Source organism: Gardnerella sp. KA00390 (assembly GCF_049244075.1).
Lineage (GTDB): Bacteria > Actinomycetota > Actinomycetes > Actinomycetales > Bifidobacteriaceae > Bifidobacterium > Bifidobacterium vaginale.
Genome location: NZ_CP058372.1, coordinates 1,394,554 through 1,409,875, shown reverse-complemented (window position 1 = coordinate 1,409,875; position 15,322 = coordinate 1,394,554). Strand labels below are relative to the sequence as shown.

General features: G+C 45.4%; 7 protein-coding genes. 6 read left to right on the top strand and 1 reads right to left on the bottom strand.

What is annotated here, in order from left to right:
• The first annotated feature begins 25 nt into the window (after window positions 1-25).
• The 4 genes from HXT53_RS05530 (at window position 26) to HXT53_RS05515 (ending at window position 9,349) form a co-directional block, all read left to right on the top strand.
• Entirely contained in the window at window positions 26-664 is a 639-nt protein-coding gene (locus HXT53_RS05530) for a tRNA (cytidine(34)-2'-O)-methyltransferase (protein WP_226988348.1), read from the top strand.
• Window positions 665-741: 77 nt separating this feature from the next.
• Window positions 742-1,476, top strand: a complete 735-nt coding sequence (locus HXT53_RS05525) for a peptide ABC transporter permease (protein WP_421780133.1) — start codon at window positions 742-744, stop codon at window positions 1,474-1,476.
• Between the two features lie 199 nt (window positions 1,477-1,675).
• A complete protein-coding gene (gene rpoB / locus HXT53_RS05520; RefSeq protein ID WP_004116667.1) occupies window positions 1,676-5,242 on the top strand; it encodes a DNA-directed RNA polymerase subunit beta in 3,567 nt (1,188 codons plus the stop codon).
• Window positions 5,243-5,329: 87 nt separating this feature from the next.
• On the top strand, window positions 5,330-9,349 hold the full coding sequence (locus HXT53_RS05515; RefSeq protein WP_004573798.1) for a DNA-directed RNA polymerase subunit beta': 4,020 nt from the start codon (window positions 5,330-5,332) through the stop codon (window positions 9,347-9,349).
• A gap of 512 nt (window positions 9,350-9,861) precedes the next feature.
• Here HXT53_RS05515 and HXT53_RS05510 read toward each other — a convergent pair.
• Window positions 9,862-11,304 carry an ATP-binding protein gene (locus HXT53_RS05510; protein WP_101890034.1) on the bottom strand — a complete coding sequence of 481 codons (1,443 nt, stop codon included), beginning with the start codon at window positions 11,302-11,304 and terminating at the stop codon, window positions 9,862-9,864.
• Between the two features lie 691 nt (window positions 11,305-11,995).
• Between HXT53_RS05510 and HXT53_RS05505 the strand changes: the two genes are divergently transcribed.
• The gene (locus tag HXT53_RS05505) at window positions 11,996-13,828 is read left to right on the top strand and encodes a SpaH/EbpB family LPXTG-anchored major pilin (RefSeq protein WP_101890036.1); all 1,833 of its coding nucleotides are present in this window, start codon (window positions 11,996-11,998) and stop codon (window positions 13,826-13,828) included.
• 194 nt (window positions 13,829-14,022) lie between these two features.
• On the top strand, window positions 14,023-15,192 hold the full coding sequence (locus tag HXT53_RS05500) for a class C sortase (protein ID WP_421780129.1): 1,170 nt from the start codon (window positions 14,023-14,025) through the stop codon (window positions 15,190-15,192).
• Window positions 15,193-15,322: the final 130 nt, after the last annotated feature.

Here is a 15,322-nt window from a genome sequence, read left to right as displayed (position 1 = left end):
AGATAAAAGTAAAGAAGATAAAAGTATGCAAGACGCACAAAACCCAGTCAATCGTGTAGAGCAGATGTATGAGTACGGCTACCGAAAGTCAAACTACGGTCCGGACGAGCTTGTAACAGACGCGCACGGAAATCCAATCAGCGTTATGGATGCCATGCTAAGCGCGCAAGATGCAAGCACTGCGCAAACTCAAACTCCGCACTTGTGCTTCTATTCGCCTAGAATCCCAGGAAACACAGGCTCTGCGATTCGCCTTTGCGCGGTAACGGGCACCATTTTGCATCTTGTAGAGCCGCTTGGATTTAATCTTCAAGACACAAAGCTTCGTCGCGCGGGTCTTGATTATCACGATATGGCACACGTTGTTATGCACCCGAATTTTGAAAACCTTGTGGAATCAATGCCAAATTCTCGCATAATCGCGTTTACTGCAAATGCCACAAAACTTTACACAGATATTGAGTATAAGCCGAACGATATTTTGCTTTTTGGACCAGAGCCAGGAGATATTCCAGACCCAATGGATATTATGGCTGGCCCTCATGTTGCGGAACAGGTTCGCTTGCCAATGCGTCCTTCGCTTAGAAGCTTAAATCTTACAAATTGCGCATCAATCGCCATTTATGAAGCGTGGCGTCAGCTTGGATTTGAGGGCGGAAAATAGTCTACAGAAAATAGCTTATAGAAAATAGCAAAATAGCCTATAGTCAAAAATAGTCTTAAAACTACTCATGCATTACAATGGTGACTATGCCTGTGTTAAAACGTAAACCGAAGCGGAAGATTAGTGCTGCGCGCCGTCGCATGTACATTCGCCGCCGAATCGTAGTTTGCGTGGGGCTGCTGGCTGTTTTAGTGTTTTGTATCTTTTGCATAATTAGCATTTTTAAAGGCGTATCTGCAATTGGAAGTGCTATAAGCAAACATTCAGACGTTACTCTATCTAAGCAACTTGTGCCAGATCCAAGGCCTGTTGGAATCATAAAAAAATGTAGTGCAAAAGACGTTCGTATTGAATTAACCTCAGCATCGCAATCTGTACCGATGGGAGGAAGCGTAGAATTTACTGCTCGCATAGTTCATGAAGGAGACGATTCTTGCAGAATAGATGCGTCGGATGGCAGAATGGTGTTGACAATTGGAGACAGCGTAAGTGCTGATAAGTCTGATAAGTCTGATAAATCAGATAAATCAGATAAATCTAGAGAAAAGCAAGAAAAGCAGCAGAAAATAGAGCCGCAGTGGAGATCAGATGTGTGCGGAATTCCACTCAAGCCTTTGTTAATGGCAAAAGGCGATTCGTACGAGAAAAAAATTGTATGGGGCACGGATGCTACAGTCGGAACGCCTACTGGCAAGGATTGCTTAGATGACGCCGACTTGCCTAAAGTTTCGCGCGGAACTTACATTGCACAAATTGCGCATAAGGATGTGTCAGGATTACAAAGCAATCCCGTGGTTATTTCTGTTCGCTAGCACATGCACAAATGGCGCCAAAAGTCGATGTGAAGGGGTAAAATTGTTTCTTTGTACAAGGTGTGTCATATAGCGGGCATACTCAAGGAACCGAAGAAGGCGCCCGCAAACCCAAAATCGTTGATTTTAAGCGCGTTTGCTGCGATTTTCTAAAGCTCCCAAGGATTAAGAAAACTAGCTAGCGATAAAGGAACGTCCATTGGCTGCTGAACAAGCTACGACGAACACCACCAAAGTCATCGCGCGTGCCGACGAGCACAGCATTAAATTGCATAAAGCGTCGGATCGTGTGAATTTCGGCTCCATTTGTGAGCCAATCGATGTGCCATACCTCCTCGGTGTGCAAACCGACAGCTTTGACTGGCTGATCGGCTCCGAGCGTTGGAAGAAGCGCGTCGAAGAAGATGAGGCAAATGGCACTCACACTGTGCCTCATGTCTCTGGTCTGGAAGAAGTGTTCCAAGAGATTTCTCCAATCGAGAATTTTGCTGAGACAATGAGCCTCACATTCTCGGATCCATATTTTGAAGAGCCACGTCACACTGTGCTTGAGTGCAAAGAGAAGGATTACACATATTCCGCTCCTTTGTACGTAAACGCAGAGTTTGAAAACGGCGAAACTGGCGAGATTAAGAGCCAGACTGTGTTTATGGGTGATTTCCCGCTGCAAACACCACACGGAACATTCATTATTGGCGGCACTGAGCGCGTAATCGTGTCCCAGCTTGTGCGTTCCCCAGGCGTGTATTTTGACCGCACGCAAGATCGCACTTCTGACAAAGACGTTTTTGGCGCAAAAATCATTCCAAGTCGCGGAGCGTGGCTTGAGTTTGAGATTGATAAGCGCGATGTTCTTGGCGTACGCGTAGATCGCAAGCGTAAGCAGTCTGCAATCGTGTTCTTGATGGCAATTGGCATGACTAAGCCAGAAATTGCCGAGGCATTCCAAGGGTATCCTCTTGTTCTCGACGCTCTAGAAAAAGAGCCAATCGACACTCAAAATGATGCTCTTACAGACTTGTATCGCAAGATTCGCCCAGCAGATACCGCAACTCCAGACGCGGGTCGCAATTTGCTTGAATCCTTCTACTTCAACACAAAGCGCTACGATTTGGCGCGCGTTGGTCGCTACAAGATCAATCGCAAGCTTGGTTTGGAAGCGGATTACAACGATCGCAGCTTGAATCGCGAAGACATAATCGCCACAATCAAGTATTTGGTTACTTTGCACTCGGGCGAAAAGACCTTCCCAGGCAAGCGCGATGGCGAAGATGTGCAATTGCGTGTAGACGTGGACGATATTGATCACTTTGGAAACCGTCGAATCCGTCAGGTTGGTGAGCTTGTACAGAATCAGATTCGTACTGGCTTAAGCCGTATGGAGCGCGTTGTGCGCGAGCGCATGACCACGCAAGATGCTGAGGCGATTACACCACAGTCGTTGATTAACATTCGACCAGTTAACGCTACTATTAAGGAGTTCTTCGGAACTTCTCAGCTTAGCCAGTTTATGGATCAGAACAATCCTTTGGCGGGCGTTACAAACAAGCGTCGTCTTTCGGCTCTTGGTCCTGGTGGTCTTTCTAGAGACCGCGCATCTATGGAAGTTCGAGACGTGCACCCATCCCACTTTGGTCGTATGTGCCCAATCGAATCCCCAGAAGGTCCAAACATCGGTCTTATCGGTTCGCTTGCAACCTTTGGTCGCATCAACCCATTCGGCTTTATTGAAACACCTTATCGTAAGGTCGTTAATGGTCATGTGACTAACGAAGTCGAATATATGACTGCAGATCGCGAAGCCGAGCACGTTATTGCTCAGGCAAATCAGGAACTCGATGAAAATGGCAACTTTGTTGGCACTCAGGCACTTGCTCGTGTTGACGAAGAAGAAGCAGTCGATGTTCCTGTAAGCACTGTTGACTACATGGATGTTTCTCCACGTCAGATGGTTTCCCTCGGCGCAAGCTTGATTCCATTCTTGGAGCACGATGAAGGCCACCGTGCTTTGATGGGTACCAACATGCAGCGTCAGGCTGTGCCGCTTATTAAGTCGGAGCGTCCACTTGTTGGTACGGGTTCCGAATGGCGTGCTGCAGTTGATTCTGGAGACGTGATTCTTTCCGAAAAGCCAGGCGTTGTAACCTACGTTTCTGCAGATATTATTCGCGTTATGAACGACGATGGAACTCAGTCCAGCTACAAGCTTTCTAAGTTCCAGCGTTCTAACCAGACTACTTGCTACAACCAGGTGCCACTTATTAAAGATGGCGAGCGTGTTGAAGCTGGTACAGTTTTGGCAGACGGTCCTGCAACAGACAAGGGTGAGCTTGCACTCGGCAAGAATTTGCTCGTTGCGTTTATGCCTTGGAATGGTTACAACTACGAGGATGCTATTATTATTTCCCAGCGTCTTGTGCAAGACGATACGCTTTCTTCGATTCACATTGAAGAGTACGAAATCGATGCTCGTGAAACCAAGCTTGGTGCCGAAGAGATTACTCGCGACCTTCCAAACGTTGGTGAAGACGCTATTGCAAACCTCGATGAGCGCGGTATTATTCGCATTGGTGCCGAGGTGGAAGCTGGCGACATTTTGGTTGGTAAGGTAACGCCTAAGGGCGAGACTGAGCTTACTCCAGAAGAGCGCTTGCTTCGTGCAATCTTCGGCGAAAAGAGCCGTGAAGTTCGAGACACTTCTTTGCGCGTGCCACACGGCGAAACTGGTACTGTGATTGCTGTTAAGGAAATCACTCGTGAAGACGCTGAAGACGATGGCGATGAGCTTCCAAATGGCGTAAACCAGATGATTCGCGTGTACATTGCTCAGCATCGTAAGATTACGCAGGGCGATAAGCTTTCTGGTCGCCACGGCAACAAGGGTGTTATTTCCCGCATTTTGCCAGAAGAGGATATGCCATTCTTGGCTGATGGTACTCCAGTAGACATTATGCTTAACCCGTTGGGTGTGCCTTCTCGAATGAACTTGGGTCAGGTGCTCGAGCTTCACTTGGGTTGGATTGCTCACGCTGGTTGGGATATTAATTTGGATCCAGACCTTGAGGCTGCTTGGAAGAAGTATGTGCCAGAAGGCGCTGAGCACGGCGATCCATGCACTCCTGTTGCAACTCCAGTGTTCGACGGCGTGCGCCCAGAAACCTTGAAGGGTCTTTTGAGCACTACGCTTGCAGACCGCGATGGCAATAAGCTTGTTGGTTCCGACGGTAAGGCAACATTGTTTGACGGCCGCACTGGTGAGCCATTCCCTAAGCCAATTTCTGTTGGCTACATGTACATCTTGAAGCTGCATCACTTGGTTGATGATAAGATTCACGCTCGTTCCACTGGTCCTTACTCTATGATTACCCAGCAGCCGTTGGGTGGTAAGGCGCAGTTCGGCGGCCAGCGCTTCGGCGAAATGGAAGTGTGGGCGCTTGAGGCTTATGGCGCTGCTTACACATTGCACGAAATGATGACCACAAAGTCTGATGACGTTGACGGCCGCGTGCGCGTGTATGGCGCTATTGTCAAGGGCGATAACCTTCCACCAGCTGGTATTCCTGAGTCCTTCAAGGTGTTGCTCAAGGAAATGCAGTCTCTCTCCTTGAATGTTGAGGTGCTTAACTCCGAAGGAGTGGCAATTGACATGAAGGATGAGGATGATGATCCGGTGTCGTCTTCTGAAGATTTGGGCTTCAACATTGGTGCACGACCAGATTCGTCCGCCAAGGAAGATCAAGTTATTCAAGAACCTGAATACCAGTGATGCCAGTGATTAGAAATAACTTAATCACTAATCACTAATCACTTTAAGAAACTTAGAAAAACAATTTCATGAGACAGGACGATAATAGTGCTGGACGTCAACGCATTTGACAAACTGAGGATTGGACTGGCAACCGCCGACGACATCCGTAGCTGGAGCCACGGCGAGGTTAAGAAGCCAGAAACCATTAATTACCGTACCCTTAAACCAGAGAAGGATGGTCTGTTCGGTGAGCAGATTTTCGGTCCTACTCGCGACTGGGAGTGCGCGTGCGGTAAGTATAAGCGCGTGCGCTTTAAGGGAATCGTGTGCGAGCGATGCGGCGTGGAAGTTACACGCAGCCGCGTTCGCCGTGAACGCATGGGTCATATTGAGCTTGCGGCTCCTGTAACACACATTTGGTTCTTCAAGGGTGTGCCAAGCCGCTTGGGTTACCTGCTTGATATTGCTCCAAAAGACTTGGAAAAGGTTATTTACTTTGCAGCCTACATGGTTACTAAGGTAGATGAAGAGCAGCGTCACCAAGATCTTCCAGACTTGCAAGACGAGTTCGATACGGAAATCGGCAATCTTCGTAAGCGCCGCGACAATGAGATTGAAGCTCGCGCAAAGAAGGTAGAAGAAGACCTGCACGAGCTGGAAGAATCAGGCGAAGCAAAAGGCAACGCAAAGTCTAAATTGCGCGCTGGAGCAGAGCGAGAAATGGCTGCTATTCGTACTCGCTACGATGAGCAGATTCAGCGTTTGAACGCAGTTTTCGATCGCTTTAAGGGCTTACGCGCAGGAGACATGGAAGGCGATGTTGACCTTTGGCGAGAAATGGAAGACCGCTACGGTGACTATTTTGAAGGCTGCATGGGTGCTGAAGCAATCAAGAAGCGCTTGCAGGACTTCGACCTTAAGTCTGCTGCCGTAGAACTTCGCGAAGAAATCGACAATGGTACTGGTCAGCGCAAGGCGCGCGCTTTGAAGCGACTTAAAGTTGTAAACGCGTTCTTGACTACTGGAAACAAGCCAGAAGCAATGGTTTTGGACGTTATTCCAGTAATCCCACCAGATTTGCGACCAATGGTTCAGCTTGATGGTGGACGCTTTGCAACATCCGATTTGAACGACTTGTACCGTCGAGTAATCAACCGTAACAATCGTTTGAAGAGGTTGATTGAACTTGGTGCTCCTGAAATCATGCTTAATAACGAAAAGCGCATGCTTCAGGAAGCAGTCGATTCACTCTTCGACAACGGTCGTCGTGGTCGCCCAGTAACTGGTGCATCGAACCGTCCACTAAAGTCGCTTTCCGATATGCTTAAAGGTAAGCAGGGTCGATTCCGCCAGAACTTGCTCGGTAAGCGAGTTGATTATTCTGGCCGTTCCGTAATCGTTGTTGGTCCAAGCCTCCGCATGCATCAATGCGGTTTGCCTAAGCCAATGGCGTTGGAGCTGTTTAAGCCATTCGTTATTAAGCGTTTGGTGGATCAGGGCTTTGCTCAGAATATGAAGAGCGCAAAGCGCCTTGTAGATCGCGGAGATTCCGAGGTTTGGGGTGTGCTTGAGGAAGTTATTTCTGAACATCCTGTGCTTCTTAACCGTGCTCCTACACTTCACCGTTTGGGTATTCAGGCATTTGAGCCAATTTTGGTTGAAGGTAAAGCAATTCACCTTCCACCACTTGCTTGCGCCGCATTCAACGCTGACTTCGATGGTGACCAGATGGCAGTGCATTTGCCACTTTCCGCCGAAGCTCAGGCAGAAGCTCGCAGCTTGATGATGGCATCCGACAATATCTTGAAGCCAGCAGATGGTCACACTGTTACCATGCCATCTCAGGATATGATTTTGGGCTTGTACTACTTGTCTACAGTAATAGACGGTGCAAAGGGTCAAGGCAGAATCTTCTCTTCGCTTGCAGAGGCTCAAATGGCACTCGACAAGCATGAGATTGACATGCAGGCAAAGGTATTAATCCGCGTGCCAGAGGACTTTGTGCTACCAAAGGATTGGGAGCCAGGAGAACTTAAGGTCGTGGATCCAGAGCCAGGCAGCCCAGATGTTGTTCATGAAGAGCGCTTTAAGGATGGAACTGTATTGTTCGCCACATCCTACGGTCGCGTGTTGTTTAACGGCACTCTTCCAGAGGACTATCCGTTTGTGAACCAGCAGGTTCCAAAGGGTGTTCTCTCCAAGATTGTTGACGATATTGCTACACGTTATTCCACTGCTCAGGTAGCCGCATCCCTTGATGCTTTGAAGGATCTTGGCTTTACTCGAGCACCTTGGTCTGGCGTTACAATGGCATTCTCTGATATTGTGCTTCCTTCAAATCGTGAGGCTATTGCACAAGACTACGAGAATCAGGCTGCAAAGATTAACTCCCAGTACGATATGGGTCTTCTTACAGATGAAGAGCGTCGTCAAGAGTTGATTAACTTGTGGACTGAATGCACCGATAAGGTTGCAGATGCTATGCGCGAGAACTTCCATGATGATAACAACGTGAACATCATGGTTCAGTCTGGTGCACGCGGTAACTGGATGCAGATTCGTCAGATTGCTGGTATGCGAGGCTTAGTGGCAAACCCTAAGGGTGAGATTATTCCTCGTCCTGTTAAGTCAAACTACCGTGATGGTCTTTCTGTGTTGGAGTACTTCATCTCCCAGCACGGTGCGCGTAAGGGCTTGGCTGATACCGCACTTCGTACTGCAGAATCTGGTTACTTGACTCGTCGTCTTGTGGACGTTTCTCAGGAAGTTATTGTTCGTGAGGAAGATTGCGGCACAAAGCGTGGTCTTATGATGAAGATTGCGGACCGCGACGAAAATGGCAATTTGACGCTTGTTAAGGCTGCTGATGGTGGTCCATACTCGCGCTTGCTTGCTGCAGATGTTCTCGATCCAGCAGATGGTACAACCGTTTTGGCTAAGTGTGGTGACGCGCTTTCGATGGATGTTTTGCGTGACTTGGTTGCGCATGGTGTCGAAGAAGTTAAGGCTCGTTCTGTGCTTACTTGCGAGTCTAAGCGTGGCGTTTGCGCAAAGTGCTACGGTTGGTCTTTGGCTACAAGCTCTCTTGTTGATGTTGGCGAGGCTGTTGGTATTGTTGCAGCACAGTCCATTGGTGAGCCTGGTACGCAGCTTACGCTTCGTTCCTTCCACTCTGGTGGTGTTGCTTCGGCAAGCGATATTACGCAGGGTCTTCCTCGTGTTACCGAGCTTTTCGAGGCTCGTACACCTAAGGGCGAGGCTCCAATTGCTGAGTTCCCAGGTGTTGTGAAGGTTGAGGATACTGACCATGGTCGTCAGGTGACTTTGACTCCAGACGATACTACGGTTGAGCCAATCGTTTACCCAGTAACTCGTCGTGCTCCAATGCTTGTTAAGGATGGAGACCACGTTGAGGTTGGTACGCAGCTGATTGAAGGTTCTGTGGATCCTAAGAAGATTCTGCGAATTCTTGGTCCTCGTGCTGCTCAGGTGAACATTGTGGAAGAAGTGCACAACGTGTACCGTTCTCAGGGCGTTGATATTCACGATAAGCATATTGAGGTTATTGTTCACCAGATGCTTCGCCGCATTACGGTGATTGATTCTGGAGACACGAACCTTCTTCCAGGCGAACTTGTGGATCAGGCTAAGTTCCGTGAAGCAAATCTTGAGGCTGTTAAGAATGGTGGTAAGCCTGCTGCTGGTCGTCCAGAGCTTATGGGTATTACAAAGGCTTCTTTGGCTACAGATTCTTGGCTTTCTGCCGCATCCTTCCAGGAGACTACTCGCGTGCTTACTGAAGCTGCTTTGAGCCAGAAGGAAGATGATCTTAAGGGCTTGAAGGAGAACGTTATTATTGGTAAGCTCATCCCAGCTGGTACTGGTTTGGCGCGTTATCGTAATGCGGATGTCTTTGCAGATCCTGAGGTGCGTGATGCTGTTTATCCAAACCTTGGTTTGGGTGGAGCAAATGGCACTCCGTCAAACTTTGGAGAGAGCAACATGGGAGATGTTGATTTCTCGAACATTGATTTTGGCGACATGCAGCTTGGGGATGAGTTTAATCCAGATGACTTCCTTGATGATCAGGGTGGTCAGGGTGATTATGACGATGACCTTAACTAATCAGGCTAGGTATAACTGGCGATTTTAGGCTATCTATATTATTTATGGGTGATTTGCTTAAATCTCTAGGTTTGATTTTGCTAGTCTGAATTGAATTAGCCGTTGCAAGTTGTTTTACACATCTTGCAGCGGCTTTTTGTTTTTTTGCGTTTGCGTGTTTTGTATTAAATCTGGTGTAAAGTGCGGTCACTTCGTTCGCGCGGTCTAAGCGCGCTCACGTTTTTGCCGCACGTAAAGTCCACTGGACTTTACGTTTGAGCGGCTCAGCGCTCTATTCCTCGCGGCTATTAGTAGCCGCTCGGCTGATTTGGCACATAAAGTCCACTGGACTTTATGCTTGAGCCAAATCACGCTTTGAAGGAGCTTGAAATGCGTTATGCAATTTCAAGCTCAGTCAAAGCGCCTCTCGCGCTACGCTTTAAGCTCGAAGTCGTAGATTCGCCTGTGTTTGTTTATTTTTGCCCGTGTTTGTAGTCGTATGTGCTTTCAACGCAAGCGAAGACGTGAGCGAATTACAAGAACTCAGTCATTACTATTGGAATGTATTCCAGCATTCCGTTATGTTGGTAGTCTTTTGTATAAATCAGAATTTCCCGTGCGATTCGCGAAGAAAACTTGCGCGCGAAAGTATCAAGCGAAGCATGCGTTTTATAACCTGAGCTCTTTACTTCAATCGGCACAATCTTGTTCTTATCAGCAATCAAGAAATCTACTTCATAGCTGCGATTGTTGTGATTATTTCGATTATCGTGATTGTCAATCTCAACATTAGTATCGTCCGCGATTAAGCGCGCGTCGCCGTCCATAAAAGTGTGATAATACAATTCGTGTCCATGAGTGCTCAAAGTTTGAGCAACAATATTTTCGTATACATAACCTAGATTTGCTTGCAACTTATCGTTTAACAATCGCATATAAATGTCGTTGCTTGTAAAAGACTTGTCTTTAAATGCTAACGTAACAAACAAGCCAGTATCTGCAAGAAAGAGTTTGAACTTAGATAAATCTTTGTGTTGAGCCATTCCAGAATTAGGATCGTTAGTATGGTGGGAGATTAGCACAGTTCCAGAATCTTCTAGTTGAGCTAGTTGTTCAAGAACAGTATTTGCTCTGTTGCCAGCAAGAACGCTCGAAACATGGTAACGGGAAGTGTTAGACATGAGCTGAGCTGGAATGGAATCAAAAATTGCAGATATTTTACCAGTAGGGTCTATTTTTCTAAAATCATCTTCGTAAAGTGAAAGAATATCGCGTTTTACTCTATCTACAACACTAAAATCGTTGGTTTCAATATAGCTTTCAACAGCTTGTGGCATTCCTCCAACGAGCATATAAAGTCTAAAATCTCTTAGCATTTTTCTGCATGCTGCTTGACCGATTGGTTTTTTAGAATCGTAGAGTTTTTTTAGAAGCGGAATGGTTGTATTGTCGCCAAGTGCCCACTTAAATTCCTCATAATCCATAGGATGCATTTTTAGTTTGCGTTCTTCGCTTGGAATAAGAATATTTTTAACGTTTTTGTGGATTGAAATTAGTGAGCCCGTTTCTATGTAGTCGTATCTTCCGTCGTTGACTAGGGCTTTAATTGCTTGACGTGCTTTAGGGCAGAGTTGAACTTCATCAAAAATAATGCACGACTTGCGTTCCTTGAGGCTTGTTTTATACGCTAGCTGGAGTTGCAGAAAGATGTAGTTTAAATCTGAAAGATCTTCAAATAGTTGTTTTACTTCTGGAGATGCTGTGTAAAAATCCACTAAGATGTAGCTTTCATACTCATTTTGCGCAAACTCTTTTACAATAGTGGATTTTCCTACGCGTCGTGGTCCTTCTATGAGTAGTGCTGTTTTTCCGTTAGAAGAGTTTTTCCAATTGAGCATTTGTGAGTAGATTTTGCGTGGGAATTTGCGCGCAGTGTTTGTTGCGATAGATGTTGATTGATTAAGGTTATAAATCATTGTAATTCCGCCATTCTTTGCAAAATCGATTATTTTATTTTAGCAAATTTTTGCAGAATCGACAATTTTATTTTGATGATTTATTGCAGAATCGACATTTTGCTATAAAATGCAATTTGACTTGATTCGCTTGTGTTTGTTTATTTTTGCCCGTGTTTGTAGTCATATTTGCTGAAAAAGGGAAAAACAAACGTGCGCGACGACCTGCCTTTTCGCTTAGAGCGTAGCGCGAAAAGGCAATTTGGAGCGCTGAGCCGCTCAAAGCAGAAGCACTGCTTCTGCGCGGCGAAGACGTTCGCGCGCTGTTCGCGCAAGCGATAACGACGCGGTTTATTCGACACGCCAAGGTGCGAATTTAGCAAAAATTCGGAAAGAATTTTTAACAATTTTAATCACTTATTAAGCTGAGAAAACCCTGATATTTCAACAATACCGGGGGGGGGGTATTAAAAGCTTATTTTAGTAGGCTTTTGTTAGGTGATTTTTAGGTGATTTTTACGCTGCAAAATGCTAGTCTGTTTTAGTCAATGAAGGTTTGGCGCACAGCTTTAGTGCGCATAGAAGCCCGGTGAGAGGAATCTGTAGTTCGCGATATTTATGCGATTTTTGCGGAAAAGTCTAATCACATGGGCGATTCTTTCTAAACACAAAATTCTCATAACGAGATGTCACTCTAAAGAAGAGAGGAAACATGCGTTTAAATACGAATTCGCTGAAGCGCACCGTTGCTGTTTTGGCGGCGGTATGCACACTTGGAACATGCTGTATTGCTGGCTCTATTGCTTATGCGCAGGGTGAGGCTAAGGGTGTTGACACTGCTAATATTAATCAGGGCAAAAAGAGCGCTACATCCATTATTATTCACAAGTATCAAGGTCCTGCAACTGGTGAACGTTCTGATGGTACTGTTAAGACTTTAACCAATAAGAAGCCAGTTAAGGGTGTTAAGTTTACCCTATGGCGAGTAAAGAAGAAGAATACAAATTCTTCTGATGATATTGATCTTTCAAAGTCTTCAGACTGGGAAAAGATTAAAAAGTTAGATGATTTAGTTGAAACAACTGTTGCTGGTAAAAAGACTGCTTCTGATTTTATTAATGGTGCTAATCCTGATTTCGAGAAGGCTAGTACGGATGGCACAAGCCAAATAACTGGTGATACTGGTGAAGCCAAATTTGAAAATCTTGCGATGGGTCTTTACTACATCGAAGAAACCGATACTTCTGGTGCACAATTACAAGAAGACGGCACATGGAAAAAGGTTTCCATTACAAAGCGTGTTTCTCCGTTCTTTGTGACCACTCCTCTTCCAAATCCTAAAGACAAGGCTAATCCTTGGATTTACGCTGTTAATGTGTATCCAAAGAATGATACAAGCAAGGAACGTCCAACTAAGACAGTTAGCAGCTTAAGCCGTAAGGATTTGACTAAGGATAATGGAACCACTATAACTTGGAAGATTGCGATTCCTCTCACAGCTCCTAAGAATGGCAATAAGTACGAGAAGATCGGTTTTAAGGATAAGCTAGAAACTGGTTTAACTTACGATAAGATTAGCAGTGCAAAACTTGTGACTTATACTGATTCTGGTCAAAAAGATACAAGTGCAAATGATGTACCTCTTGATGCTACTACTCATTACACAGCTACAAATACTAATGGTTTAGTTTCATTCTCTCTTACTAGTACCGAATCTACTGGTGGTCTCAAAAAGGCTTATGATGAGTATTCTAAACACACTACCGATAAGAAAGTTGTTAAGCTTGAGGTAGAGCTTGTCACTAAAGTTGCTGATACTGTTAAGGACATTGCTAACGTAGCCAATACGTACGTTGATGATAATAAGACTGGTAACGGTGATGGTAATGATCCATGTACACCAACCAAGAAAGATGGTGACTGCGGTGGTGACGACATTCCTAATGATACCGCTCACTTTGGTACGTTGACTGTTAATAAGGTTACGGAAGAAATCGGCGCAAATGGTGATAAGAAAAAGTTGCCTTTGAATGATGCAAAGTTTGATGTATATGAGGTTACTGACACATCTGCAACTGCAAATGACACTTTTACTGTTTCAGATGGCAAGATTAAGAAGAATAATCAGGATGCTGGAACTAAGCTCAATAATGTTTCACTAAAAACTAAAGAAAAGATTGATGGTGGAGCTAAGACTGAAGGTACAGATTCCGTAAGATTGTTCGTCTACAATTCAAAGGAAACTAATCCTGCTGTAACAACTAAGCTTTACTGCGTGGTTGAGACTGAGGCTCCTGCTGGTTATTTGCTTGATTCTACTCCTAAGTGCGTTGCTTTGAAGGCAGATACTGCTGCAGATGCTACAAAGAACAATACTAAGGAAATCGAAAACAAGAAAGCCACTGGCTTAGACAAGATCCTCGCAGCACTGCCAATGACTGGTGCGCGCGGCTTAGTGTTGCTCACTGCATTCGGCATTGTTGGCTTGGGCGGCACGTTGTTCTACATCATCACCCGTCGCCGCAAGGAACAAGAAGAAGCGTAAGGCTTACTTGGTTTTGTGATTATTTTGTGATTGTTTTGTGATTTAAGCTGTATGCGAGTGTTTGCGTATTCAAGTGAGTGAATTGCGCGGATTCGCGAATACTCGCATCGGCTTACAAAATCGAAAATTAAGTCGCAGATCAAATCACAAATAAAATCGTAAATCCAATTTCAAGTCCAATCGCAAAGCAACAAATGCTTAGGTTTTTATTCTTAAATCGAAACGTTGCGGTTAAGCATAAGAAACGCGATAAACGAAAGTGGAGATTTTCTAAATCTTCTATCGTTCCAGCGCTTCTATTAACCGCATCGTTCGCCTCACTGTTATACCCACATGCAGCAATGTGGTTAAGCCAGTATCACATGTCGGAAGTAGCCGCAGAATACGCTAAGCTAATCACGCATGCTATTCCAGCTCCGCATGAGCAGCTGGCTCGCGCGCGCGAATACAATCGCAAGCTATCCGTAGGCGCAATATATGAGGCGAACACGAATATTCCAACATCCCATGGCGAAACGTCTGACGTTAGTCAAAACTATTGGGATCAGTTGAAAGCGAATGACGATGGTCTTATGGCTCGCCTTCGCATTAAGAAAATTGACCTAGATTTGCCCGTGTATCACGGTACGCAGGACGATACTCTGCTTAAGGGACTGGGACATTTACGCGGAACTTCTCTACCAGTTGGAGGATTAGGAACTCGTTCAGTGATTACTGGCCACCGCGGTTTGGCTAGTGCGGAAATGTTCACGAGATTGGATGAGATAGATAAGGGCGATTCTTTTACGATCGAGGTTTTTGACGAGATTCTCACTTACAAGGTGATAGAAAAAATTGTTGTAAACCCAGACGAAACAAAGAAAATTGCTGCAGTGCCAGGCAAGGATCTTGTGACTCTGATTACTTGCACACCGCTTGGAATCAACACACAGAGAATCTTGGTGACGGGAGAGCGAGTAATACCGACTCCTGCTGCGGACAAGTCTTTGCTTGGTAAAAAGCCAGATGTTCCGAGATTCCCGTGGTGGCTTGTTGGGAGCATTGCAAGCTTGAGTGTGGTTGGAGGCTACATTTACTGGGCTGGTCTGCCGATTGTTAAGAAGAAAAAGAAGAAAAACGATAAGCAGAACGGCGATGATCGAAATAATGGTGATGACCATAGTGATGACAATGGTGATCGCAATGGTGATGACCAGACGAACAATGCTCTTTGGCTTGGCATTTATGGCGGCCAAAACAAGCAGATGTATAGGGATTCCGAAGAAGCGAGAAGGATTAGTCATGAATCCTTTGAGTCGATTATTGATGGTTTTGCGCAGGGCAAGCGTCCGAAGGCTTCAAAGCTTAAAAAACTGAAAACTTAATACGTTAAGACTTAATACGTTAAAAAAATTGATGCGTTTAATACATCAAAATTTAAATACATCAAAATTTAAGATTTTAAAACTTAATACATTGATTGGCATGTGGAAATTAGCACACGAGAGTTTAGGT